The 22,553-nt window shown below is 74.5% G+C and carries 15 protein-coding genes and 4 pseudogenes; 7 read left to right on the top strand and 12 right to left on the bottom strand.

Annotation, left to right across the window (positions count from 1 at the left end; translation table 11 throughout):
* From ettA to ABD794_RS07795, 3 genes and pseudogenes are all read left to right on the top strand, one after another.
* Positions 1 to 1,237: energy-dependent translational throttle protein EttA (gene ettA, locus ABD794_RS07805; RefSeq protein WP_344961857.1), on the top strand; the 1,237-nt coding region annotated here is incomplete at its 5' end.
* 2 nt (positions 1,238 to 1,239) lie between these two features.
* Complete coding sequence (locus tag ABD794_RS07800; RefSeq protein WP_344961855.1) at positions 1,240 to 1,671, top strand: acyl-CoA thioesterase; 432 nt, start codon at positions 1,240 to 1,242, stop codon at positions 1,669 to 1,671.
* A pseudogene (locus tag ABD794_RS07795) lies at positions 1,668 to 2,373 on the top strand (DUF8185 domain-containing protein). Before ABD794_RS07800 ends, ABD794_RS07795 begins: the two are co-directional and overlap by 4 nt.
* A 127-nt stretch (positions 2,374 to 2,500) precedes the next feature.
* Here ABD794_RS07795 and ABD794_RS07790 read toward each other — a convergent pair.
* The 10 genes and pseudogenes from ABD794_RS07790 to ABD794_RS07745 all read right to left on the bottom strand — a co-directional run bounded on the left by ABD794_RS07790 (position 2,501) and on the right by ABD794_RS07745 (position 15,317).
* Positions 2,501 to 2,905, bottom strand: coding sequence for a globin (locus ABD794_RS07790; protein ID WP_344961853.1), 405 nt, complete (start codon positions 2,903 to 2,905; stop codon positions 2,501 to 2,503).
* Between the two features lie 62 nt (positions 2,906 to 2,967).
* Positions 2,968 to 3,837, bottom strand: coding sequence for an FHA domain-containing protein (locus tag ABD794_RS07785; RefSeq protein WP_344961851.1), 870 nt, complete (start codon positions 3,835 to 3,837; stop codon positions 2,968 to 2,970).
* Positions 3,838 to 3,887: 50 nt separating this feature from the next.
* Positions 3,888 to 5,201: a VWA domain-containing protein gene (locus tag ABD794_RS07780; protein ID WP_344961849.1), complete on the bottom strand. Its 1,314-nt coding sequence runs from the start codon at positions 5,199 to 5,201 to the stop codon at positions 3,888 to 3,890.
* Between the two features lie 107 nt (positions 5,202 to 5,308).
* Positions 5,309 to 6,469 (bottom strand): PP2C family protein-serine/threonine phosphatase, encoded by a 1,161-nt coding sequence (locus tag ABD794_RS07775; protein ID WP_344961847.1) that lies wholly within the window; start codon positions 6,467 to 6,469, stop codon positions 5,309 to 5,311.
* A gap of 3 nt (positions 6,470 to 6,472) precedes the next feature.
* Complete coding sequence (locus tag ABD794_RS07770; RefSeq protein ID WP_344961845.1) at positions 6,473 to 8,983, bottom strand: serine/threonine-protein kinase; 2,511 nt, start codon at positions 8,981 to 8,983, stop codon at positions 6,473 to 6,475.
* A complete protein-coding gene (locus ABD794_RS07765) occupies positions 8,980 to 10,311 on the bottom strand; it encodes a coiled-coil domain-containing protein (RefSeq protein ID WP_344961843.1) in 1,332 nt (443 codons plus the stop codon). The genes ABD794_RS07770 and ABD794_RS07765 overlap by 4 nt, the downstream gene beginning before the upstream one ends.
* A 135-nt stretch (positions 10,312 to 10,446) precedes the next feature.
* Positions 10,447 to 11,424, bottom strand: a complete 978-nt coding sequence (locus ABD794_RS07760) for a glutamate ABC transporter substrate-binding protein (RefSeq protein WP_344961841.1) — start codon at positions 11,422 to 11,424, stop codon at positions 10,447 to 10,449.
* A 17-nt stretch (positions 11,425 to 11,441) separates the two neighbouring features.
* Entirely contained in the window at positions 11,442 to 12,815 is a 1,374-nt protein-coding gene (locus ABD794_RS07755) for a hypothetical protein (protein WP_344961838.1), read from the bottom strand.
* Between the two features lie 297 nt (positions 12,816 to 13,112).
* Positions 13,113 to 14,072 (bottom strand): N-acetylglucosamine kinase, encoded by a 960-nt coding sequence (locus ABD794_RS07750; protein WP_344961835.1) that lies wholly within the window; start codon positions 14,070 to 14,072, stop codon positions 13,113 to 13,115.
* A pseudogene (locus ABD794_RS07745) lies at positions 14,063 to 15,317 on the bottom strand (6-phospho-beta-glucosidase). The gene ABD794_RS07750 and the pseudogene ABD794_RS07745 overlap by 10 nt, the downstream one beginning before the upstream one ends.
* A gap of 62 nt (positions 15,318 to 15,379) precedes the next feature.
* On the opposite strand from ABD794_RS07745, the gene ABD794_RS07740 reads away from it, so the two are divergent.
* Positions 15,380 to 15,880 carry an FBP domain-containing protein gene (locus ABD794_RS07740; protein ID WP_344961832.1) on the top strand — a complete coding sequence of 167 codons (501 nt, stop codon included), beginning with the start codon at positions 15,380 to 15,382 and terminating at the stop codon, positions 15,878 to 15,880.
* 16 nt (positions 15,881 to 15,896) lie between these two features.
* On the opposite strand, the pseudogene ABD794_RS07735 reads toward ABD794_RS07740, so the two are convergent.
* Positions 15,897 to 16,962 (bottom strand): annotated as a pseudogene (locus ABD794_RS07735) (mechanosensitive ion channel family protein).
* 257 nt (positions 16,963 to 17,219) lie between these two features.
* Here ABD794_RS07735 and ABD794_RS07730 point away from each other — a divergent pair.
* Positions 17,220 to 17,756 (top strand): HNH endonuclease, encoded by a 537-nt coding sequence (locus ABD794_RS07730; protein WP_344961831.1) that lies wholly within the window; start codon positions 17,220 to 17,222, stop codon positions 17,754 to 17,756.
* A gap of 152 nt (positions 17,757 to 17,908) precedes the next feature.
* Positions 17,909 to 18,115: a hypothetical protein gene (locus tag ABD794_RS07725; RefSeq protein ID WP_344961830.1), complete on the top strand. Its 207-nt coding sequence runs from the start codon at positions 17,909 to 17,911 to the stop codon at positions 18,113 to 18,115.
* A 15-nt stretch (positions 18,116 to 18,130) separates the two neighbouring features.
* On the opposite strand, the pseudogene ABD794_RS07720 reads toward ABD794_RS07725, so the two are convergent.
* A pseudogene (locus ABD794_RS07720) lies at positions 18,131 to 21,098 on the bottom strand (beta-N-acetylglucosaminidase domain-containing protein).
* Positions 21,099 to 21,494: 396 nt separating this feature from the next.
* Between ABD794_RS07720 and ABD794_RS07715 the strand changes: the two are divergent.
* On the top strand, positions 21,495 to 22,553 hold a 1,059-nt coding region (locus ABD794_RS07715), incomplete at its 3' end, for a 4-alpha-glucanotransferase (RefSeq protein ID WP_344961828.1).

Below are 22,553 nucleotides of genomic sequence, written 5' to 3'. Positions count from 1 at the left end.
GGCCATGGACGCGCTGGGCTGCCCGCCCGCCGACTGGCCGGTCAACAACCTCTCCGGTGGCGAGAAGCGCCGCGTGGCGCTCTGCAAGCTGCTGCTCGAGGCCCCCGACCTGCTGCTCCTCGACGAGCCCACCAACCACCTCGACGCCGAGTCGGTGAACTGGCTGGAGCAGCACCTGGCCCAGTACGCCGGCACCGTCGTGGCGATCACCCACGACCGGTACTTCCTCGACAACGTCGCGGGCTGGATCCTGGAGCTCGACCGCGGGCGCGCCATCGGCTACGAGGGCAACTACTCCACCTACCTGGAGAGCAAGCAGGCCCGCCTCAAGGTCGAGGGGCAGAAGGACGCCAAGCGCGCCAAGCGCCTCAAGGAGGAGCTGGAGTGGGTCCGCTCCAACGCCAAGGGCCGGCAGGCCAAGTCCAAGGCGCGACTGGCCCGTTACGAGGAAATGGCCGCCGAGGCCGACAAGATGCGGAAGCTGGACTTCGAGGAGATCCAGATCCCGCCGGGCCCGCGTCTGGGTTCCATCGTCGTCGAGGTCGAGAACCTCTCCAAGGCGTTCGGTGACAAGGTCCTCATCGACGACCTGTCCTTCACCCTCCCGCGCAACGGCATCGTGGGCGTCATCGGCCCGAACGGCGCCGGCAAGACGACCCTGTTCAAGATGATCCAGGGCCTGGAGAAGCCGGACTCCGGCAGCATCAAGGTCGGCGAGACCGTCAAGATCTCCTACGTCGACCAGAGCCGCGCCAACATCGACCCCAAGAAGACGCTGTGGGCCGTCGTCTCCGACGAGCTGGACTACATCAACGTCGGCCAGGTCGAGATGCCCTCGCGCGCCTACGTCTCCGCGTTCGGCTTCAAGGGCCCGGACCAGCAGAAGCCGGCCGGTGTGCTCTCCGGCGGTGAGCGCAACCGCCTGAACCTGGCGCTCACCCTCAAGCAGGGCGGCAACCTGCTGCTCCTCGACGAGCCGACCAACGACCTCGACGTCGAGACCCTCTCCTCGCTGGAGAACGCCCTGCTGGACTTCCCCGGTGCCGCCGTGGTCGTCTCCCACGACCGCTGGTTCCTGGACCGGGTCGCCACGCACATCCTGGCGTACGAGGGCGACTCCAAGTGGTTCTGGTTCGAGGGCAACTTCGAGTCCTACGAGAAGAACAAGATCGAGCGCCTCGGCCCGGACGCGGCCCGTCCGCACCGTGCCACCTACAAGAAGCTCACCCGGGGCTGACCGTGGCGCGCCACATCTACTCCTGCCCCCTGCGCTGGTCGGACATGGACGCCTTCGGCCATGTCAACAACGCCGTCTTCCTGAGCTACTTGGAAGAGGCGCGGATCGACTTCATGTTCCGGCTGGCGCCGGGTGACGGGAGCCCGTCCTTCGCGGGCGGGTCCGTCGTGGCCCGGCACGAGATCGACTACCTGCATCCGCTGGTGCACCGGTACGAGCCGGTGACGATCGAGACCTGGGTGACGAGGGTCGGCACCGCCTCCACGACCGTGTCCTACGAGGTCAAGGACGAGGAGCGGACCTACGTGCGGGCCAGCACGGTCGTCGTCCCGGTCGACCTGGAGACGGGGCGGCCGCGGCGGCTCACCGCCGAGGAGAAGGAACTGCTCGAGCAGTACCGGGACGAGGCGTCCGAGGAGGCCGTCGCCGCATGACGGCACTTCAGTCCCCGCCGCCCCCGCCGGGGCAGCGGCTGCGGTTCGCCGACGCCGGGGAGGCGGCCGATCTGGCCGCCTTCCTCGCCCGGCTGATCCACTACGACCGGGGCGCGGTCGTGCGGCTCCAGGCGGGCGGCGGTGTCCTCGCCGTCTTCGGCCGGCCGCCGTCCTTCGAGGTGCTGGCCATCCGGACGGCCCGGCTGCTGGGCGAGGACGTCTTCGACGTGACCGTGTCGGCGGGGCAGTTCGCGGACGCGGTCGACGCGGGGTCGGCCGTGGACGGCGGGCTCGTCGTTGGCCTGCCCGCGGGTGTCACCGGGCCGCCCTGGACGGGTGTGCTGCCGCCGCGCGGCGGGTGGGCGGCGGGTGGCCGGGATGCCGGACGCGGCGGCGGTGCGCGGTGCGGTCGGCGCCGCGGTCGCCGAGTTCCGGTCGCGTGACGAGGCGCTGCCCGAGCAGCGGCGTACGCGGGCCGAGCGGGACCGTATCGGGCGGGAGATCTGGTCGCGGACGCTGGGGGAGACCGGGTTGCCCTTGCGGGCGGTGCACGCGGCGCAGTCTCTGGGGTTCCTGGCTTCCGCGGGGGAGCCGCCGATGTTGTTCGCGGCTGCGGGGTGGTTGCGCCTGCGGACGCCGTACGGGTCCGTGGTCGTGCGGATCGGTGGGGCGATGGCGGGGCTGTCCGTCACGCCTGCGTGACGAGGGGAATTTGCCCCGGCCCCGCCCTTTCACCGTTTCCCCGGGGCTTCGCCCCGGACCCCGCAACGCGGCTGCGCCGCGTTCGTCCTCAAGCGCCGGACGGGCTGGGTGGCGCGCCCGGGGTGAGTCAGTCCGGCGTGTTGATCATCGACGCCGCCGCGTACGTCAGGTAGTTCCACAGCTGCTGCTCGTGCTCGGGGGACAGACCCAGGTCGTCCACCGCGGCGCGCATGTGCCGGAGCCAGGCGTCGTGGGCGGCGCGGTCCACCGTGAAGGGGGCGTGGCGCATGCGCAGCCTGGGGTGGCCGCGGTTCTCGCTGTAGGTGCGGGGGCCGCCCCAGTACTGCATGAGGAACGTGGCCATGCGGTCCTCGGCCGGGCCGAGGTCCTCCTCCGGGTACATCGGCCGCAGCAGCGGGTCCGCGGCCACCCCCTCGTAGAAGCGGCGGGTCAGACGCCGGAAGGTCGCCTCGCCGCCGACCTGCTCGTAGAAGGTCTGCTCCGGGAGCGTGCCGCGCGGAATCTCGTTCACCTCTCCATGGTCGCAGATGGCCGGAGGAGGACTCCGGGCGTAGGACCGCGGGCCCGTGGGGCTCAGCCGCGGCGGACGGTGATCGTCGTCCAGGCCCCGACGTGCACCCGGTCGCCGTCCTGGAGCGGGACGGGGACGTAGGGCTGGATCGGGTCCTCGGAGCCGTTGATCGTCGTGCCGTTGGTGGAGTCCTGGTCGACCACGGCCCAGCTGCCGTCGGGCTGCTCGACGAGGACGGCGTGCTGGTGCGAGACGCCCGGGTCCTCCGGCGGGCGGGAGAGGTCGATGTCGGGCGACTCCCCGGTGCTGTGGCGGCGGCGGCCGATGGTGATCTGGGGGCCGGTGAGCCGGCACTGCTGCTCGGGCGAGTAGGCGGGCAGGTTCAGGCCCGCCGCCTCCGGGCCGCTGCGGTTCATCATCGACCGGAAGTAGTCGCGGTCCGGGGCTATCACCGCGAGCCAGCCGGCCGGAGGGGCCGCCGGGGCGCTCGGCGGGGGCAGGATCCAGTCGCCGTCGTCCGGGCCCGGAACCGGGGGCTGCGGGGCGAGCGGCTCGGCCGGGCGGTTGATCCGGGACGGCCGGGACCCGTGGTACTCGAAGGTGTGCGGGGGCTGCGGGTGCGGCGGCGGGGGAGGGGCCGACTCGAACCCCTGCGGCTGCGGCGGCGCCACGTACGGGGAGGGCGACTGCAGCATGAAGTTGTAGGCGCACTCCTCGCAGAACGGGGCCTGGGCCTCGCGGGGCGTGCGGCACTGCGGGCACAGTTCCGCCTGCATGGTCGCCTCCGCGGCGGGGCCGCCATAGGTCGGCGGGGCCGGCGGAGGCGGCGGGGGCACGGGCCCTGTGGCCGCGGGCGTCCCGGACATCCGGTGCCCGCACACCTCGCACCAGTCGTCGGCCACCGACTGGTGGCCGTTCGGGCAGGTCGGCATGTCGGTCGTCTCCCCCTCTAGCGCCGTGTCCAACTGGCCTGGCGACATCACTACTTCTTCACGCGGACCGTCTTCGTGGACCGCGTCTCCAGCGTCTTCTCCGCCTCCGCGGAGACCTTCGCCTTCAGCCGCACAGTACCGTTCACCGCGTCCACCACGTCCACCACCTTCGCCAGCAGCTTGGCGGTGTCCTCGTTCCCCGAGCGGTTGGCCAGCTGAACGGCCCTCCCCAGCTTGGCCGTTGCCCCGTCCAGATCGCCCGACTTGCGGAGTTCCAGGCCCTGTTGGATGGCCTGGGCCAGCTCGGCCTGGCCGGTGTAGTGGGCGACCTGCGGGTTGATGGTGGTCGAGGCCGCCAGGTCGTCCGTCCACACCGCCCGGACCAGCCCCTGGGCGAGGACCTCCGGCGCCGAGCCGTCGGGCGCGGGGCGGACGAGCGAGGCGCGGGCGGCCAGCATCTCGCGGCCCACTCCGGCGTCGGGGACGCGGACGCAGACGTGGTAGTCGCGGGACTCGTCGCCCCAGGAGCCGGTGGGGTAGTCGGCCGCGCGCGGGCCCGCCTGCGTCCGACGGTCCGTCAGCTCCTGGACGGTCGGGGCGACCTGCTTCACGAAGACCACCTCGGCGCCCTGCGGGGTCCACAGCCGCAGGGAGACGTCGGCGAGCTCCTTGCCCATCGCGCTCTCCATCATCCCGGTGAAGTCCGCGGCCAGCCCGGTGGGATCGGCGACGATGTCGGCGCTGCCGAGCAGGGCCGAGGCGATGCCCGTGACCTCCTTCACCTCCCAGTCCGTCCCCACGCCCCGGGCGTCACAGGTGAACCGTCCCGCGCAGGCGTCCAGGGTGGCGCGCAGCGCGTCCGGCTCCTCGTGCTCGTTGCGGCCGTCGGTGAGCAGGACGCCGTGGCGTATGGAGGCGCCGGACGGGGCCAGCAGCCGGTCGGCCAGGCGCAGCCAGGTGCCGATGGCCGTGCCGCCGCCCGGACTGAGCTTGCGCAGCGCCTCCTTGGCCTGGGCGCGGGTGGTGGCGTCGGCCACCGCGAGCCGCCCCACGCCGGGGTAGACCTCCTTGGCCTGGTGGGTGCCGGCCACCACGGCGAAGGAGACGCCGTCGCGCAGGACGTCGATGGCGGCGGCCGTGGCCTCCCGGGCGTTGCGCAACTTGGTGGGCGGGTAGTCCATGGAACCCGAGCAGTCCACCATGATCACCACTGCGGTGTCGGGGGCGGACGCCGCGGAGGTGCCGCCTCCGGTGGACGTGACGGTGACGATCGCGTTCACGTCGCGACCGCCCTCCGGGAGGAACTCGTTCTGGTAGACGTCGACGGAGAACCGGGGCGCGTCCGGCTTGGAGAACTGGGACATCCGTTCCGCTCCTTCGAAACTCACCTGATCCGGGCAAGCAGGGCGAACGGGCGCGCACGGTGCCCCCCGGCACCGGCGCGCTGATCCCCCCGTGACGCCGTCCGGCGTCAGGCCGTTCCCGCCCCTTCCGTACGGACGGGGAACGGCAGTACCGCAACGGTTACGTTGTCGTGGCCCCCGCCGTCAAGGGCGTAGCCGACGAGATGGCGCGCGGTCTCCAGCGGCCGGGCGCGGGCGTCGGCCGGGATGACGGCAGCCATCTGCTCGGCCGTCTCCGCGTAGTTCCACAGGCCGTCGGTGCAGACGATCACGACGCCGGGCCGGTCCGGCTGGAACGCCGAGACGTGCGGCTCCACCTCGTAGGCGTCGGCGCCGAGCCAGCCGGTGATGGCGTGCGCCCGCTCGTCCGCGTACGCCTCGGCCTCCGACAGCAGCCCGGCGGCCACCATCTGGGCGGCCCAGGAGTCGTCCTCGGTGAGCCGGGCCGGCTGGGCGGTGCGGTCGTCGGGCACCCAGTAGGCGCGGCTGTCGCCGACCCAGCCGATCGTCAGCAGCTCGCCCGTGATCACCGCGCTGACGATGGTGCAGGCCGGGGCGTTCTCCTGCTGGTAGCGCTGGTGCTCGCGGGGCCGGTGGTCGCCGGCGGCCAGGGCGCTGACCCGCTCGGCGGCCTCCAGGATCGCCCGGTGGGTCGCCTCGCGCGGTGGGGTGCCGGCGGCGAGGGCGGTCTCCAGGGCGGCGAGGGCGCCCGAACTGGCCGCCGCCGACGCCTCGTCCGAGCGCGCCGCGGACGACACGCCGTCGCAGAGGACGGCGAGGACGGCGGGGCCGTCGTCCGGCAGGGCCGTGGTGGTCACGGCGTAGGCGTCCTCGTTGCGGTGGTGGCGCAGACCGCGGTCGCTGACCGCGGCGACGCCTGCCGTCTCGTGCTCCATGTGATCCCGTTCGCGCGGCTGTGCATGCCCGCAGTGTTCGCAGTACCCGTCGTCGTCGATCATGCCGGACCGGCAGGCGGCGCACGCGCGCCGACCGGTCGCGCCGCTCGCGTCGTGGGCCGTCTGCACCGGCACGGCGGCCGGCGCCGGCCGGTGGCCGTCCGCCTCGCGCAGCCGGACGGCGCTCCGCGACCGGGGGTCACCGGCCGCGGAGGACGCGGGGGCCGCCGAGAGGTCCACGCCGCATCCGCCGCAGTAGTTGTCGGCCGGCTCCAGCGGCTCCTGGCAGACGGGACAGGCCGTCCGCTGCGCGGCTTGCGGCAGTTGCGACATCGATCACACCCATGTCCTGGGGCGGAAACGGTTGGCCCGCTCCACCAGTTCGATCCGTTCCTCGCCGCGCTGGGCGAGGCGTGCGAGCACACGGTACGAGCGCTCCAGCCCGAAGCGCAGGCTCCGCTCGTCCAGCCCGCCGCCGAGCAAGGTGAGGCGGGGGCCGGAAGCGGGTGGTGGCGCGCCCGTGCTGCCCGAGAGCACCCAGTCCAGCGCGGTGCCCAGCACCTCCGTGGCGAGCCGCTCGCGGCGCACCGGGTCCAGGCCGAAGCCGTCCAGCCGCTCCACCTGGCCGGCGGCGGCGCTCAGGTCGTCGAACAGCTGCTCCCGGGGGGAGCGCTGGCGCAGCCGGGCGCGGACCGCCGCCACCCGGGCCGCCGTGAAGTGGATGGACGCCTCGGGCACGGACTCCAGCGTCCCCACCGCGCCCGCGCGGTCCCCGGCGGCCAGCCTCACCCGGGCCAGCCCGAAGGCGGCGCTGACGAAGCTGGGGTCGGTGGCCCACACCAGACGGTAGTACTCGGCGGCGTTGTCCAGCTGGCCGAGCACCTCCGCGCACACCCCCAGCGCGAGCTTGGGGGCGGGCTCGCCGGGGAACGCGTCGTAGACGGCGTCGAAGGAGACCGCGGCGGTCTCCCTGTCGCCGGTGACCAGCGCGTGGAGCCCGCGGTACCAGACGGTCCGCCAGTCGTCGGGGTGCTCGGTCTCCAGGGCGTCCATCGCCCGCCCCGCCAGGTCGAATTCGCCCAGCTCCAGCTGGACCCGCAGCAGGCGCAGCCGCAGCTCCGGCGAGGTGACGGGCGCGGCCCGCAGCGCGGCGTGGAGCTCGGCGGGCTGGGAGGAGAGCAGGCCCGCGAGGAAACCGGCGTTCGGATCGGCCGGGTCGGCCACGGGGACGGGCAGCGCGAAGGCGGCGGCCGGGACGTCGAGCGGGGCGACGGCCGGCGCCGCGGGGACGGCGGCCGGCGCGGGCGGGGCCGCCGGCCGGCGGCCTCCCGGGGCCCGCCCGCCCAGCGCGGACGGGTCCTCCGTCCGCTCGGCGAACAGGACGGTGTCCACCACCCGGGGCTCCGGGCCGAACAGGTGCGACAGCGCGGGCCGGGGCCTGCCCGTCTGGAGCGCCACGACCTCCCGCAGCACGCCCGTCAGCTGCTCCGCCATCTCGGCCGCGGAGGAGAACCGGCGCGCCGGGTCGGGGTCGGTGGCGCGCACCAGGAGGCGGTAGAAGGACTCGTAGCGGCGGAAGACCTCGATGTTGTCCGGGTCGGGCAGGCTGTCCGCGAAGACGTTGGTGTAGCCCTGGAAGTCGAAGGTCAGCACGGCCAGGGTGCGGGCGACGGTGTAGAGGTCGGAGGCGACCGACGGGCCGACCTCGGCGACCTCCGGGGCCTGGTAGCCCACCGTGCCGTAGATGGCGCTCTCGTCGTCGTCCATCCGCCGGACCGCGCCCATGTCGATCAGCTTGAGCTGGTCCTGCTGCTGGATGGCGTTGTCCACCTTGAAGTCGCAGTACAGCAGGTTGCGGCTGTGCAGGTGGCCGAGCGCCTCCAGCGCCTCGATGCCGTAGGCGCAGGCCTGTTCCACGGGCAGCGGGTCGCGCCGGCCGTCGGGCAGGCGGCGTTCGTTGGCGATGTCCTTGAGGGACTTGCCGCCGACGTACTCCATGACGATGTAGCCGTCGAGGCTGCCGGTGCGCTGGTCGAGGTGCTCGACGAAGTTGTAGATGCGGACGATGTTCGAGTGCTCGATCTCGGCCAGGAAGCGCCGCTCGGACAGGGCGACCGCGAGCGCGTCCTCGTCGCCGGTGTCGAGCAGGCCCTTGAGGACGACCCAGCGGTCGGAGACGGCGCGGTCTATCGCCAGGTAGATCCAGCCGAGGCCGCCGTGCGCCAGGCAGCCGGCCACCTCGTACTGGCCGTGCACCACGTCGCCGGCGCGGAGCTTGGGGACGAACGAGTACGGATGGCCGCACTTGGTGCAGAAGCCTTCGGTGCGCCCGGGGCGGTCGCCGCGCGAACGGCCCACCGGCTCCCCGCAGTCGCTCCGCGAGCAGAACCGCTTGCGCTCCGGGACCTCGGGGTTCGCCAGTACCGCCGAGCGCGGGTCGGGGCGCGGCACGCCCGGCACGCTGACCAGGCCCGCGCCGAGTCTGTTGCGGCCGGAGGCGGCGGTGTTCGACTGCGAGCTGCGCACCGACACCGAGCGGGAGCCGCCCTCGCCCGTCGCGGCCGTGGCCCGGGAGAGCCGGCCCGAGACGGACCGGCGGGAGGAGCCGGAGCGGGAGGAAGCGGAGCGGGCCGAGGTGCGGGAGCTGGGCGCGCTGTGCGGGGCGCCGTGGGTGATGCCGGTGGGCGGCGAGGACAGCGTGCCGTTCGGCGCGACGACCGGCGCGAGGCCGCAGGTGTCGCAGTACGTCTCGCCGCCGCCCACGTCCTCGTACGCGCCCGTGCAGCCGGGCCGCTGGCAGGCGCCGGCCGTGGTGCCCGCGGTGGTGCCGGTGGTGTTGCCGCTCATGAATCCCCCCTGCGGTCGATGACACCCTGGCCGTAGCCTCCGGTTCCGCCCGGGGGCGGGGCAAGGGCCTCGGCCACCGCGTGCTGGTAGCGCAGCACGGCCTGCTCGGCGGCGACCAGGTCGCAGGGCGCGCTCCACAGCTTGCGCCGGGCCGCGTCGTACCGCTCGCCCAGGACGGGGTCCTCCGCGAGGCCGAGCCGGGCGGCCTTCGCCCTGTACGCGTCCAGCCGGCCGCGCAGTTCGGCCCGGACGGCCAGCGGGGCGGTGACCGCCGTCAGCGACTCCCGGGCCCGCGTCAGCTCCTCGTCGGCGCGCTGCTCCAGCCCCTCCAGCAGCGGCGAGAGCCGGTGCCAGCGGGCCCGTCTGCGGTGCTCGGCGGCGACCGAGAGCTGCTCGTAGAGCAGGGTCGGCGGGCCGGAGACGGCGGGCACCTCGGACGCGGCGATCTTCGACAGCACCTCGACGCGGGCCTGGCGGGCCTCGGTGAGCGTGCGGTCGGCCCGGGAGAGCACGTCGCGCACCCGCATCAGGCGCTGCTCGGCGTCCTGCCGGACGGTCAGCACCGCCTCGACCTCCCGGCGGACGTCCTCCAGCGCGCGGGCGGCCCGGTCGTAGCGGTCGGTGTCGGGACGGCCGCCGCCCGGGGCGGAGCTCGGCGAGGCGCCGGTCCAGAAGGCGACCGGATCCTCCACCACCGCGGCCCGCAGGGCGATCAGCTCCCGGGTGATGTCCTCCAGGTCGTCGCCGGCGGGGTGTTCGCCGGGGCGCACGCCGACCGAGTGGGCCAGGGAGCGGGTGCGCTGGAGTTCGGCGGCGAGCAGGTCGATCCGGGCCGGGAGGGCGGACCAGACGGCGTCGGCGATGACGACGACGTCCAGGGCCTGGGCGTACCAGCCGTTCATCCGGTCGACGAGCTCCTGGAGGGTCAGCTGCTCGCTGAGCTTGGCGGCCGTGCCCAGGGCGGTGACCGTGGCGGCCGGGTCGCCGCCGGGGAGGGTGACCCGGGCGCCGGTCAGCAGGTCGGTGAGCTCGCCCAGTTCGGCCTGGGTGGGCCAGCGGCGGCGGGAACGGAGCTCGCGTGCCGCGGTGAGGGCGCCGGTGTAGGTGTCGAAGTACATCCACAGCTGGGTGATCAGCTGCTCGGCGACCGCCCACCGGGCGCGGGTGGCGCCGCTGAGCTCGGCGCCCTCCAGCAGCCGGCGGCCGGCGTGGTCCTGCAGGGCGAGCAGCGAGGATTCGACAGCCTCGTGTTCCGCGCCGAGCCTCGCCAGCGCGCGGTCCACCTCCTCGCGGCTCAAGACCGGCCCGGTGGGCCCCGCGACCGCCATCGGTCCCCTCTCCTGTCCGCGGCGCGCGCCGCTTCGTACCGGTGCTGTGCGATTCCCCGTCGGCCGCCGTGCGCGGCCGGCCGTCCGCCGGTCTCCCTCCCCGTCGTTCCCGTTCTCAGTGTGCGGCAGGGCGTGTCAGTCCCTGTATGTGGGCTCCGGCGGTGCCGTGATCCCGAGGTTCGCCCGGTCCAGCCACTTGCGGTAGGACACCATCCAGGGGCTGTCGGCGCCGCCCCTGCGGTAGTCGTCCAGAACCGCGTTGACCCGGCGTACCAGGTCCGTGGAGTCGTGGTTCATCGCCACGCCGTAGTACTCGGTGGTGAACGGTTTGCCGACCAGTCCCACGGACGGGTCCTGGGCCGCCTGTCCGGCGGCCAGGGCGTTGTCGGTGAGCACTGCATCGACCTGGCCGAGCTGGAGGCGGACCAGGCAGTCCAGCTGGTTGGGGACGGTCGTCACCCGGACCGAACGGCCCTTCTTCGCCAGCGCCGTCTCGGCCGTGGAACCGGAGGCGGCGCAGACCGTGTGCCCCGTCAGGCTGCCGTCGTCGAAGCCGGTGACGGGCGAGCCCTTGGGGGCGAGCAGTTGCTGGCCCGCCTCGAAGTAGGCGGTGGAGAAGGCGACTTCCTTGATCCTGGAGCAGTTGATGGTCATCGTACGGGCGACGATATCCACCTTGCCCGACTTCAGTGCGGGAATGCGCTGATTGGTGGGGATCGCGAGGAAGGCCACTTTGTTCGGGTCGCCCAGGAGGGACTTGGCGATCGCCCGGACGAGGTCGATGTCGAAGCCGTTGAGCCGGCCGGAGGCCGGGTCGCGGTAGCCCCAGCGGTAGCTGTTCTGGTCGACGCCGGCGATCAGCCGGCCGCGCTCCTTGATCCGGCGCACGGCCGGGCCGTCCGCGGTGGACGGGCGCAGACTCGCCTCCGGGGCGGCGCACTCGGCGGCCGGCGGGGCGGGGACCGCGGCGGGCACGGGGGCGGCTTGCGGGGTGCCCCTCGCCGCCGCTCCCGTGCCGGGCAGGGCGAACGCGGCCAGGGCCGTCGCCGTGGCCCAGACGGCGGCCCTGGTCACCTTGGTCGCCCCGGTGGTCGTCGGCTTCCGTCCTCGCATGGCCCCGCCTCCCCTGGTCACCGGTACTCCGACAGCCTGCGGCCGATGCCGAGCACCGCGCCGGTCGCGCCCAGCACCGCGAGTACCGCGGCGCCCACGGCCAGGCCCGTCAGCGCGTCCCGCCCGTCGTCGGCCGCGCTCCGGAAGTCGTCCTGCTCGTGGTCCAGCGCCTGGCGCAGCGCGGTGTCCACCTGGTCGAACGCCTCGCCCGTGCTGTTCTTCTCGTCGGTCACCCGTGCCAGCGCCCCCTCGTAGTCGCCGGCGTCGTCGGCCTTCCTGGCCTCGGTGTGCCGCTGCTGCCACTCCTTGACCTCGGCGACGGCCTTCGCCACCGGGTCGCGGCCGGCGGCGCCGTCGGCCAGGGAACGGGCCCGGTCCAGCAGGCTTCCCGGGCGGGCGTCGGCGGTGTCCGTGCCGCTGCCGATGCCGTACAGATCACGCATGTTGGTGCTGTAGCGCTCCTCGTAGGCGTCCTTGCCCTGGGCGGTGAGCACGTCGTGGCGCGTCGCCATCGCCAGCGTCTCCGCGCCGCGGGCCTGGAGGGAGCTGATGCGCGCGGTGTTGAGCACCTGGAGCGACCTGGCGCCGTGCTCGTACGAATCCTCCAGCTCGGCGCGGGCGACGCCGTGGCCCACGGCCAGCCACAGCAGCACCACGCCGGAGGCCGCGGTGGCGGCCAGCAGGCCGTGGTTGAACACCCGGTTGGTGCGCAGATACGTCCGGCGCTGGGCCCAGCCGAGGGCGCCCAGCGCCAGCACGCCGAGCGCGAGCGCGGCCCACGGCCAGGACTTCGCGCTGCGGTAGTCCGACCCGAGGCGGTCCGTCTCGGCGTCGTACAACGCCCGGGCGGTCGGCAGCAGATCCTTCTCCATCCGCTCGCTCGCGTAGCGGAGATAGGCGCCGCCGAGGGGAAGGCCCTGCCGGTTGTTGGCGCGGGCCTGCTCCACCAGGCCGGTGTAGACCGGGAGTTGGCTGTTGAGCGCGGCGATCCGCGCGCGTTCGGTCGATGAGGCGCCGGTGTTCGCGGCTGCCCGGGCCAGCAGTTCCGAGGCGGTGCCGATGTCCTTCTCGTAGCGGAGGCGGACGGGGCGCGGCTCCTTGCCGCCGGGCAGGAAGCCGCGGGCGGCGGTGGTGTTGGCGTCCGCGAGGGAGCGGTAGAGGTCCGCGGCGGCGGCGCTCAGCGGCTGACTGCGGTCCACGACGGCGTCGGCGGCGGTGGCCCGGTCGGTCACCTGCCAGGCGGTGACGGCGCCGAAGAGGACGAGGGCGGCGGCGAGGACGGCGCCGAGGGTGCGGAGGCGGCCGGGTTCGGTGGTGGCGGCCTTGCGCAGGCGGGTGCTGGCCTCGCGCCAGGCGGGTTGTCTCGGGCCCGCGCCCGCGGCTGGGCTCACGCCGGGACTCCGCCCCGGGCTCGGCCCCACGGCCGTGGTTGTCTGCTGCGGATGTGGCACGAGACCCCCCCTTGGTCGTCGGTGGTAGCAGTATGGCGGGAGGGGGTGACAAACACACCGGGTGTGGGGGCTGGTGGGGGAGTTTGCCCCGGTCCCGCCCTTTCACCGTTTCTTCCGGCGCTTGAGGACAACCGCGCGGAGCGCGGTTTCAGGGGTCCAGGGGGCGAAGCCCCCGGTGGGGTGGCGCAGGGGCGCAGCCCCTGCGGGAAACGGTGAAAGGGCGGGCCAGGGGCAAAATCAAAACCATCCCCTCAGCCGCGCACACGCCCCCACCCCCGCCCCCATCCCGTCCAGCGCCAGCAACCCCGCCCCCAGCACCGGCCGCACCGTGACCACCACCGGCTCCGCCCGGGGCGCGCGTTCCGCCAGGCCGGAGAGCACCGCGTCGTGCAGCAGCGGATGGCGGGCCGCCAGTACGCCGCCGCCCAGGACCACCCGGGCCGCCTCGTCCGCCAACCCCAGCCGTTCCAGGGCCACTCGGGCCATCGTCACCACCTCCTCCGCCTGGCGGGCGACCAGGGAGCGGGCGACGGGGTCGCCGGCCGCGGCCACGGCGAAGAGGACGGGGGCCAGTTCGTGGCGGCGGGACGGGGGGACGGTGCCGAGGTGGAGGGCCTCGATCAGGGCCGGTACGGACGGGAGGCCGAAGTGGGCGGGGAGCGCGGCCTCCAGGGCCGTCGGCTCGCCCCGGCCGTCGTCCGCGCGGGCCGCCCACCAGAGGGCCTCCTCCCCGAGGTGGACCCCGCCGCCCCAGTCGCCCGACAGCCGCCCGAGGGCCGCGAAGCGGTGGACGCGGCCCCCCGGCGCGAGCCCCGCGCAGTTGGTGCCGGCGCCGCAGACGACCGCCACCCCGCGGGGCTCGGCCCCGTCCGGCAGCCCGGCCCGCAGCAGGGCGAAGGTGTCGTTGGCGACGGTGACCGTCCGTCCCCAGCCCGAGAGCTCCGCGGCCAGCCGCTCCTCCTCGGCCGGCAGGTCGGCGTTGGCCAGGCAGGCCCGGACGTGCTCGACGGGCAGCCCGTCCGGGTTCGCCGCCGCGACCAGGCGGGCCAGCCCGGCCACCGCCTCCCGCACGCCCGTCGTCTGCGGCCGGAATCCGCCGCCGCGTGCCGAGCCGAGCACGGCGCCGGACGCGTCGACGAGGATCACGTCCGTCTTGCTGTTGCCCGCGTCGATCGCCAGCGCACGCCTCACGCCCATGGCAGGTGCTCCCGGTTGTGCGCGATCAGCGCGTCCGTCAGCCGGTCGGCGTGCTCGGTCTGGCCGATGAGGGGGGTGGGCCAGCAGGGCCTCGAAGACCCGGTTCCGGCCGCCCTCCAACGCGGCCCGCAGTGCCAGGTGTTCGTAGGCGGTGACGGCCGCCACCAGCCCCGCGAAGAGCGGCTCCAACGGGCGTACGGGCAGCGGGTGGGCGCCCTCCGCGTCCACCGCGGCCGGTACCTCGATCACCGCGTCGTCCGGCAGGAACGGCAGCGTCCCGCGGTTGAAGGCATTGACGACCTGGGTCTCGCCCGTGCCGCCCAGCAGCGACGCGGTCAGTGCGACGGCCGCCTCGGAGTAGTACGCCCCGCCCCGCCGCGCCAGCAGCCCGGGCTTCTCGTCCAGTGCGGGATCGGCGTACATCGTCAGCAACTCACGCTCCAGCGCAGCGACTTCCGCCGCCCGGGACGGCTTCTCCCGCAGCTCCCGCACCACTTCGTCGTGCTGGTAGAAGTAGCGCAGATAGTACGAGGGGACGACGCCCAGCCGGTCCAGCAGCGCGCGCGGCATGCGCAGATCGGCGGCGACGGCCGCACCGTGTTCGGCCAGCAGCCCCGGCAGGACGTCCGTGCCGCCGACGCGTACCGCCCGTTCCCAGGTGAGGTGGTTGAGGCCCACGTGGTCCAGGGAGACGGCCTCCGGCGCGACCCCGAGCAGCGCGGCGAACTTGCGCTGGAAGCCGATGGCCACGTTGCACAGGCCCACGGCCCGGTGCCCCGCCGTCAGCAGGGCCCGGGTGACGATCCCGACCGGGTTGGTGAAGTCCACGATCCAGGCGCGCGGGCTGCGCCGCCGGACCCGCTCCGCGATGTCCAGCACGACCGGGACCGTGCGCAGCGCCTTGGCCAGGCCGCCCGCGCCCGTGGTCTCCTGGCCGACGCAGCCGCACTCCAGCGGCCAGGTCTCGTCCTGTTCGCGGGCGGCCTGGCCGCCCACCCTGAGCTGCAGCAGGACCGCGTCCGCGCCGTCCACGCCCGCGTCGAGACCGCCGGTCCAGGTGATCCGGCCGGGGTGGCCCTGCCGGGCGAAGATGCGCCGGGCCAGCGGGCCGATCAGGCCGAGCCGGTGCGCGTCCGGGTCGACCAGGACCAGCTCGTCCAGCGGGAGCGTCCCGCACAGGCGGGCGAAGCCGTCGATGAGCTCGGGGGTGTAGGTGGAACCGCCGCCGACCACTGCGAGTTTCACGGGACCAGCCCTCCCAAAATTCGCATGACGTCACTTCAGGCACACTGTTAGCTTCTCGCCTCATGGAACCACTGAACGAGGCCGCGATACGAGCCTCTTTCATCAATTGCTCGAAGGGCGAGGCCCGCAGGATCAGCCTGCCCCGGGGCCTGGCCGAACTCCCCTGGGAGGACCTCGACTTCCTGGGCTGGCGGGACCCGGGCGCGCCGGACCGCGGTTATCTCGTGGCGGTACGGGACGGCAGGGCGCTCGGCGTCACGCTGCGGGTGCCGCAGGGCGGGCCGCGCAGCGCCACCAAGACGACGATCTGCTCGCTGTGCCTGACCGGGCACCCGGGCTCGGGGGTCTCGCTGCTCGCGGCCCGGCGCGTGGGCGCGGCCGGCCGGGAGGGGAACACGGTGGGCGCCTACATGTGCGCGGACCTGGCGTGTTCGCTGTACGTGCGGGGGAGGAAGGTGCCGGAGTTCTCCGGGCCCCGCTACAAGGAGTCGCTCACCGAGGAGGAGCGGGTCGCCAGGTTGCTGGCGAACGTGGCGGAGTTCCTGGGACGGGTCGGCGCGTAGCCCGTCCCAGGGTCGCTCACTTGCCCAGCGTCGCCCCCGGCGGTATCGGCGCGGTGGCCAGCGACTGCGGCGAGGTGGGGTTGCCCAGCGCCGAGGGGGGCGCCACGCCCGCCGACGGGTCGGCGGCGGCCGGCTCCTCCTCGGCCGCGGCCGGCGGCGGGGCCCATGCGGATGCCCGCCGCGTCCAGCGCCTGCTTGATCCGCCAGCGCAGCTCCCGCGCGACGGCGCCGGCCTCGCCGGGGGCCGCCTTGGCCTGGACGCGGACGACGACGGAGTCCAGGGAGACCGAGTCCAGGCCCATGACCTCGACGGGCTCCCACAGCTTCTCGTCCCACGGGGTGCTCTTGGACATCTCCTCGCCCACGCGCACCATCGCGTCGCGCGCGCGGTCCAGGTCCTCGTCGTAGCGGAGGGTGACATCCACCTCGGCCATGGCCCAGCCCTGGCTGAGGTTGCCGATCCGCTTCACCTCGCCGTTGCGGACGTACCAGATCGCGCCGTTGGCCCCGCGGAGCTTGGTCACGCGCAGGCCGACCTCGACGACCGTGCCCTGGGCGACGCCCGCGTCGATCTCGTCGCCCACGCCGTACTGGTCCTCCAGGATCATGAAGACGCCGGAGAGGAAGTCCGTGACGAGGTTGCGCGCGCCGAAACCGATCGCCACGCCCGCCACACCGGCGCTCGCCAGCAGCGGCGCCAGGTCGATCTTGAGGACGGAGAGCACGCTCAGCGCCGCCGTTCCCATGATCAGGAACGAGGTGACGCTGCGCAGAACGGAGCCGATGGCCTCGGAGCGCTGACGGCGGCGCTCGGCGTTGACCAGGAGGCCGCCGAGGGCGCCGTCCATGGCCTGGGCGGTGCGGTTCATCCGGGCGATGAGCTTGGTGATCGCCCGGCGGATCAGGGACCGCATGACGACGGCTATCAGGACGATGAGGATGATCCGCAGCCCGTTGCTGAGCCAGATGGACCAGTTCTCCTCTATCCAGCCGGCGGCGTGGTCGGCCGTCTGTTGTGCCTCGTCGAGCGACGAGGGACGGGGCGTCGAGTCTGCGGCGGCGAGGGCAGCGGACCAGAACACAGCAGGAACCCTTCGTAATGGACATGACCGCGCCGGGCTGCGGCGCGGGCAGACCCTTCACACTAGCGGGGCACAACAGGTGACCCGTTGTTGTGTTCGAGATGGGGCAGGTCCTGCACGGGGTTGACCGAGGTGTGGTCCAAAACACCTGTGACCCGTTACCCGCCGATGGTGGCGCTCCGGCCACGGGCCAGGGGACACTTGCAGGAGATCGTCCCGGCGCGAGCCACGCGCCGCCGGCGTACAAGGAGGCACCCGTGCCGCACGTCCTGGTCCTCAACGCGTCGTACGAGCCGCTCGGCGTCGTACCGCTCCGCCGCGCGCTCATACTCGTCCTCAATGAGAAGGCCGTCAGCCTCGAGGACACGGGCGCCTACCTGCACAGCGCGACCTGCACCATCCCCGCGCCCAGCGTCGTCCGGCTGAAGCGCTTCGTGCGGGTCCCCTTTCGGGGCCCCGTCCCGCTCACCCGCCGCGCCCTCTTCGCCCGCGACGGCGGGCGCTGCGCCTACTGCGGTGGCGTCGCAACCAGCGTCGACCACGTCGTGCCGCGCAGCCGGGGCGGCCGGCACGCCTGGGACAACGTGGTGGCCGCGTGCCGCCGCTGCAACCACGTCAAGGCCGACCGGCACGTCGCCGAGCTGGGCTGGCGGCTGCGCCACCAGCCGGCTCCGCCGACCGGGCTGGCGTGGCGCATCATCGGCACGGGCCATAGGGACCCGCGCTGGCTGCCTTACCTTCAGGCATACGGCGCGGAGGACGCGATGGCCCGGATCGACGGCATTTCCGCCTGAGAGGCCGGGCCATCGTCGTACGGGCGCGAAGGCCCGGCGACGACGGCCCGGCCTTCCGCGCGCAACCCCGGACGGCACTCGCGTACACAGATAGGGGGACCCTGCCGCACATGCCGGTGCCATCGGTCCGGCTTGGGCGCATCATCGCGGACATGAGCCAGAAGACGGGTCAGGAGAGGTTCCCCCGCACCATGTGCGAGGGCGTGCGGTGCACCCGCTGCATGGACCGCACCATGGTCCGCGAGATCCAGATGGGGCACGACGGGACGATCTCGCGCTACGACGACTGGGTCTGCAACTGCGGTTATCGCAGGCCGAGCCGGGAGGCGGTGAAACGGGCCGGTCTGCCGGCGGGTTGACCCGCCGGGCGGGCCCTACGGCTTCTTCTCCCGCACCGCGTACGCCTCCACCCCGAACAGCGAGTATCCGAACTCCGTGGCCCGCTTCTCGCCCTGCATCCGGACGAACCGCGTGCCCGGCGCGTCGAAGCGCAGCGTCTCCGTGCCGCCCTTGCCGTCGGTCACCGACGCCGCGTCGCGCCAGGTGCGGCCGTCGGGGGAGACCTGGACGCGGTAGCGGGCGGCGTAGGCGTCCTGCCAGTGCAGGACGAGGCGGCCGAGGCGGGTGGGGCGGGGGAGCTCCAGTTGCCACCAGGCGTCGTCGGTGGGCTGGGAGGACCACCGGGACGTGTCGTCGCCGTCGATCGCCTTGAAGGCGGGGAAGTCGGACGCCTCGTCCCCGGAGGAGGTGGCCCTGCCGCCGCGGGCGAGGTCGGGGCCGCCGGCGGACGGGTAGGACCGGACGGTCACCGTCCGCTCCTGGTCGCCCAGCCGGACCGTGGCGGTGAAGGAGCGGGGGGGCGTCCGCGGGGACGGAGAGTTCGATGCGGGCCGTCGTCACGCCGCCGCGGACGGCGGTGAGCCGCTCCGGGGCCTTGACCGTGACGCCCTTGGGGGCGGTCACGGTGAGCTTCTCGTCCACCCGCTGCGGCCGCTGGTTGATCATGCGGGCCTCGACCACCGCCGGGGCGCCCCCCGCCTCGGCGGTCGCCTCCCCGTGGGTGAGCTCGAAGCTCGCCGGGGAGGTGTCGGCGAACCAGGGGGTGACCTCGTGGACGGCCGCCGGACGGACCGTGCCCGTCCAGACCAGGCGCAGGGCGTCGGCCCGTACGCCCTTGCCGGGCAGCTGCGTCCAGCCGCTGTCCGAGAGCGCGCCCAGCGGCTGCCAGCCCCGGTCGGCGGTGTGGGCCCAGACGGTGCCGCGCGCGCCGGGCGCGGCCGAGGTCAGGACGGTGACCGCGGTCATCGGGTGCGGCTCGCGCAGCCGTACGGTCAGCGGGCCGTCCCCGGGGGCCGGCACGGACGTCGCCGGGTCGCCGTCGGTGGCGGCGCCCGCCGTGCGCAGCGGGCGGTCCACGCCCAGCCAGCCGTTGGCCCGGGCCAGGGCCTGCTGGAGGAACGGGGTGAGGACGCCGGCGCCGACGGTGACCTTCTCGGCGGCGATCCGGTCCCGCAGCCGCAGCACGTCCAGTTCCGCGCGCCAGGCGCCCGCGCCGTCGCCGCGCGCCTGGGCGGTGAGCATGTCGACGGCGCGCGTGCCGGCCTCGCCGTGCCGGGCGAGCTGCTCCAGCCAGGGCCGGACCTCGGCGCCGAAGGAGTTCTCCAGGCGGCCGGGGGCGTCGGCCATGGTGCGGAAGGCGCCCCGCAGCCGGTCCGCCGCCGCCGTCAGCCGGGCGGCGTCGGTGCCGGAGAGCGCGGCCCAGAACTCGTCCATGAGCGGCCGGAGATACGCCGACTCCTCGCCGCCGAGCACGGACGACGCGTCGTTGCCGGCCAGCGCCCGCAGCGCCTCGCGGGCGCGCGGGTCGTCCCCCGCGAGGTCGTCCACGGCGGCCTTCCAGGACTCCTCGGCGCGGTAACCCCGGGGATTCCAGGCGTAGTCGGCGGTGGTGAACAGCGGCACGCGCGACGCGGTGGGCTGCGCCGAGGCGTTGGCCAGCACGGCGGCGGAGCCCACGGCGACGGCCGGCTCCCGCCCGGTGTAGGGGCCGAGGAAGATACGGTCCTGCGCGAAGTCGTTGACCGGGTAGTTGTCCATGGTGACGAGCGGGTGGCCCAACGCGCCGCGGGCGTCGGCCAGTTCGGCGCCGGTGATGGTCCGCGGCACCACGCCGACGCCGGTCCACGCCACCTCCACGCGCGGGTCCAGCCGCTTCGCCAGCGCGCGCCGGAAGGCCGTCCGCCCGTCCTGGTAGTACTCGGTGGGCAGCAGCGACAGCGGGGCCGCCGCGCGGCCCTTGGCGGCCAGGTGCCCGGCGAGCGCCCCGGCCACCTTCGCCTGCGCCTTCGCCGCCGCCTCCGGCCCCGAGCCGAACGCGTCCGCGTCCGCCCCGCAGTGCCACTCGCTGTAGCTCACGTCCTGGAACTGGAGCTGGAAGGCGCGCACGCCCAACGCCCACATCGCGTCCACCTTGCGCTTGAGCGCGCGCACGTCCCCGTCGGACGAGAAGCACATCGCCTGCCCGGGCGCGACCGCCCAGCCCAGCGTCACGTGGTTGCGCCGGGCCCGGTCGGCCAGCGACCGGAACTCCTCGCGCCGGTCGGCCGGGTACGGGTCGCGCCACCTCGCGCCGCGGTACGGGTCGTCACCGGGCGCGTAGAGATAGCGGTTGAGCTTGGTGCGGCCCATGAAGTCCAGCTGGGCCAGCCGCTGCGGCATCGACCACGGCGTTCCGTAGAAGCCCTCGGTGATCCCGCGCACGGCCGTGACCGGCCAGTCCCGGATCAGCGCCCCCGCGAAGGCGCGGCCGCCGTCCTTGGCCACCGCCAGCTGCCGCAGCGTCTGCGCCGCGTGGAAGAGCCCGTCCTCGCCGACGCCGGCCATCGCCACCGTCGGCCGGCCGGCCAACTGCCCGGCCGCCAGCCGGTAGCCGCCCCGGGGCAGGTCGCCGGGGGCGTCCGCGCCGAAGGCGCGCAGCGCCTCCTCGGCGCCCCGGCCGCCCGCGTACACGATCAGGCCGCGCGGCGGCGGGGTGCCGCCCGGGGCGGCGTCCACCACGGTGCCCGCCCCCAGCCCGTGCAGGATCTCGCGCAGGGCCGACAGCGCGTACGGGTCGGTGCCCGGCTCGGACATCAAGGTGACCTCGGTGCCGACGGGGGCGTACGCCCCCTGGGCGCGGGCCTGCTGCGGGCGCGGCCACACGGGCGGCAGGCCGCCGCCGTCCGCCTCGGGGGCCTCCGGACTGCCGGCCGCGGCCGCAGCGGGCCCGCCCGGCGCGGCGAGTGCCCCCGGCGCGTTGCCGAGCAGCCCGCCGAGCAGCGCGGCGGCCAGCACGGTGGTCATCCCGGCGCGGCGGGGGCGGGCGGCGAACGGGCCGCCCGGCCGCCGAGTGCCGCCGGTCCGGCCCGCGGGCCGCAGGTCCGGATCGCCGTATGCCGGATCGCCGTACGAGGGGCCGCCTGCGGGGTTGTCCGAGGGGTTGTCTGAGGGGTCGTCGCCGCCCTGGAACCGCACCGCCTTCTCCTCGCCCCTCTTGCCTCTTGTCGTGCGTGAGCGACGAGCCCATCACCAGGGGCGGAGCGTGTCAACGCAGGTGACCGAACTGCCGGTATTGCCCGGTGCGCGGGGGTCCGCCGGGGGCGGGACCGGCCAAAGCACCGTCAGGCGGACGCCCACGTCAGTAAGGTGACGATGGGTGTGGTTCCCCGTTCCCGCTGTTCCCAGCCGCCGGAGGCCGGTATGGACCGAGCGCACCTCGCCGCCCTGCACGGCGTCGCCACCTCCTACGAGCCCGCGCCCGGGCAGAGCGTCCCCGTGCCCGAGGAGACCGTGGTCGCCGTCCTCGCCGCGCTCGGCGTGGACGCCTCCACCCCCCGGGCCGTCCGCGACGCGCTCGACGCCCACGCCCGCGCGGAGCAGGGCCGCCTGCTGCCCCCGGCCGTGGTGCTGCGTGAGGGCGACGTCCCGCGGGTGCCGGACCTGCCCGAGGGCACCGAGCTGCGCGTCGGGACCGCGGACGGGGACGGACTGCCCTGGGACGGCGAACTGCCCGTCGGCACCCATCTGTTGCGCGCCCGCACCCCCGACGGGCGGAGCGCCGCCGCGCCGCTCGTCGTCGCCCCGCGGCTGCTGCCCCAGCCGCCCGCCCGCTGCCACGGCTTCCTCGTCCAGCTCTACTCCCTGCTCTCCGCCCGCTCCTGGGGCATGGGCGACCTCGGCGACCTGGCCGAGCTCGCCGCCTGGTCGGGCCGGTCCTTCGGCGCCGACTTCGTCCAGGTCAACCCGTTGCACGCGGCCGTCCCCGGCTTCCCGGGCCGGCCCGCCGACCCCTCCCCGTACCGGCCGTCCTCGCGCCGCTTCCCCGACCCCGTCCACCTGCGCGTCGAGGAGATCACCGAGTTCGGCTACCTCGCGGGGGAGGACCGCGAGGAGGCCCAGCGGCTACTGGCCCGCGCGGGGGAGCTGCGGGAGGCCGTCCTGCGCGGCGGCGAGCCCATCGACCACGACGCCGTCCGGGCGTTGAAGCTGCGCGCCCTGGAGCTGGTGCGGCACGTCCCGCCGAGCCCCGGCCGCCGCGCCGCGTACTGCGACTTCCTCGCCGAGCAGGGCCAGGCCCTCGACGACCACGCCACCTGGTGCGCCCTCGCCGAGGTGTACGGCCCCGACTGGCACCGCTGGCCAGGCGGCCTCAAGGACCCCCGCTCCGCCCGCACCGCGCGCGCCCGCGGTGAGCTGCTGGACCGCGTCGACTTCCACTGCTGGCTCGCCTGGCTCACCGACCGGCAGCTCGCCGCCGCC

Source organism: Streptomyces thioluteus, assembly GCF_039535865.1.
Note: the sequence above shows the minus strand (reverse complement) of the source record. Positions and strands in the feature narration are given on the sequence as shown.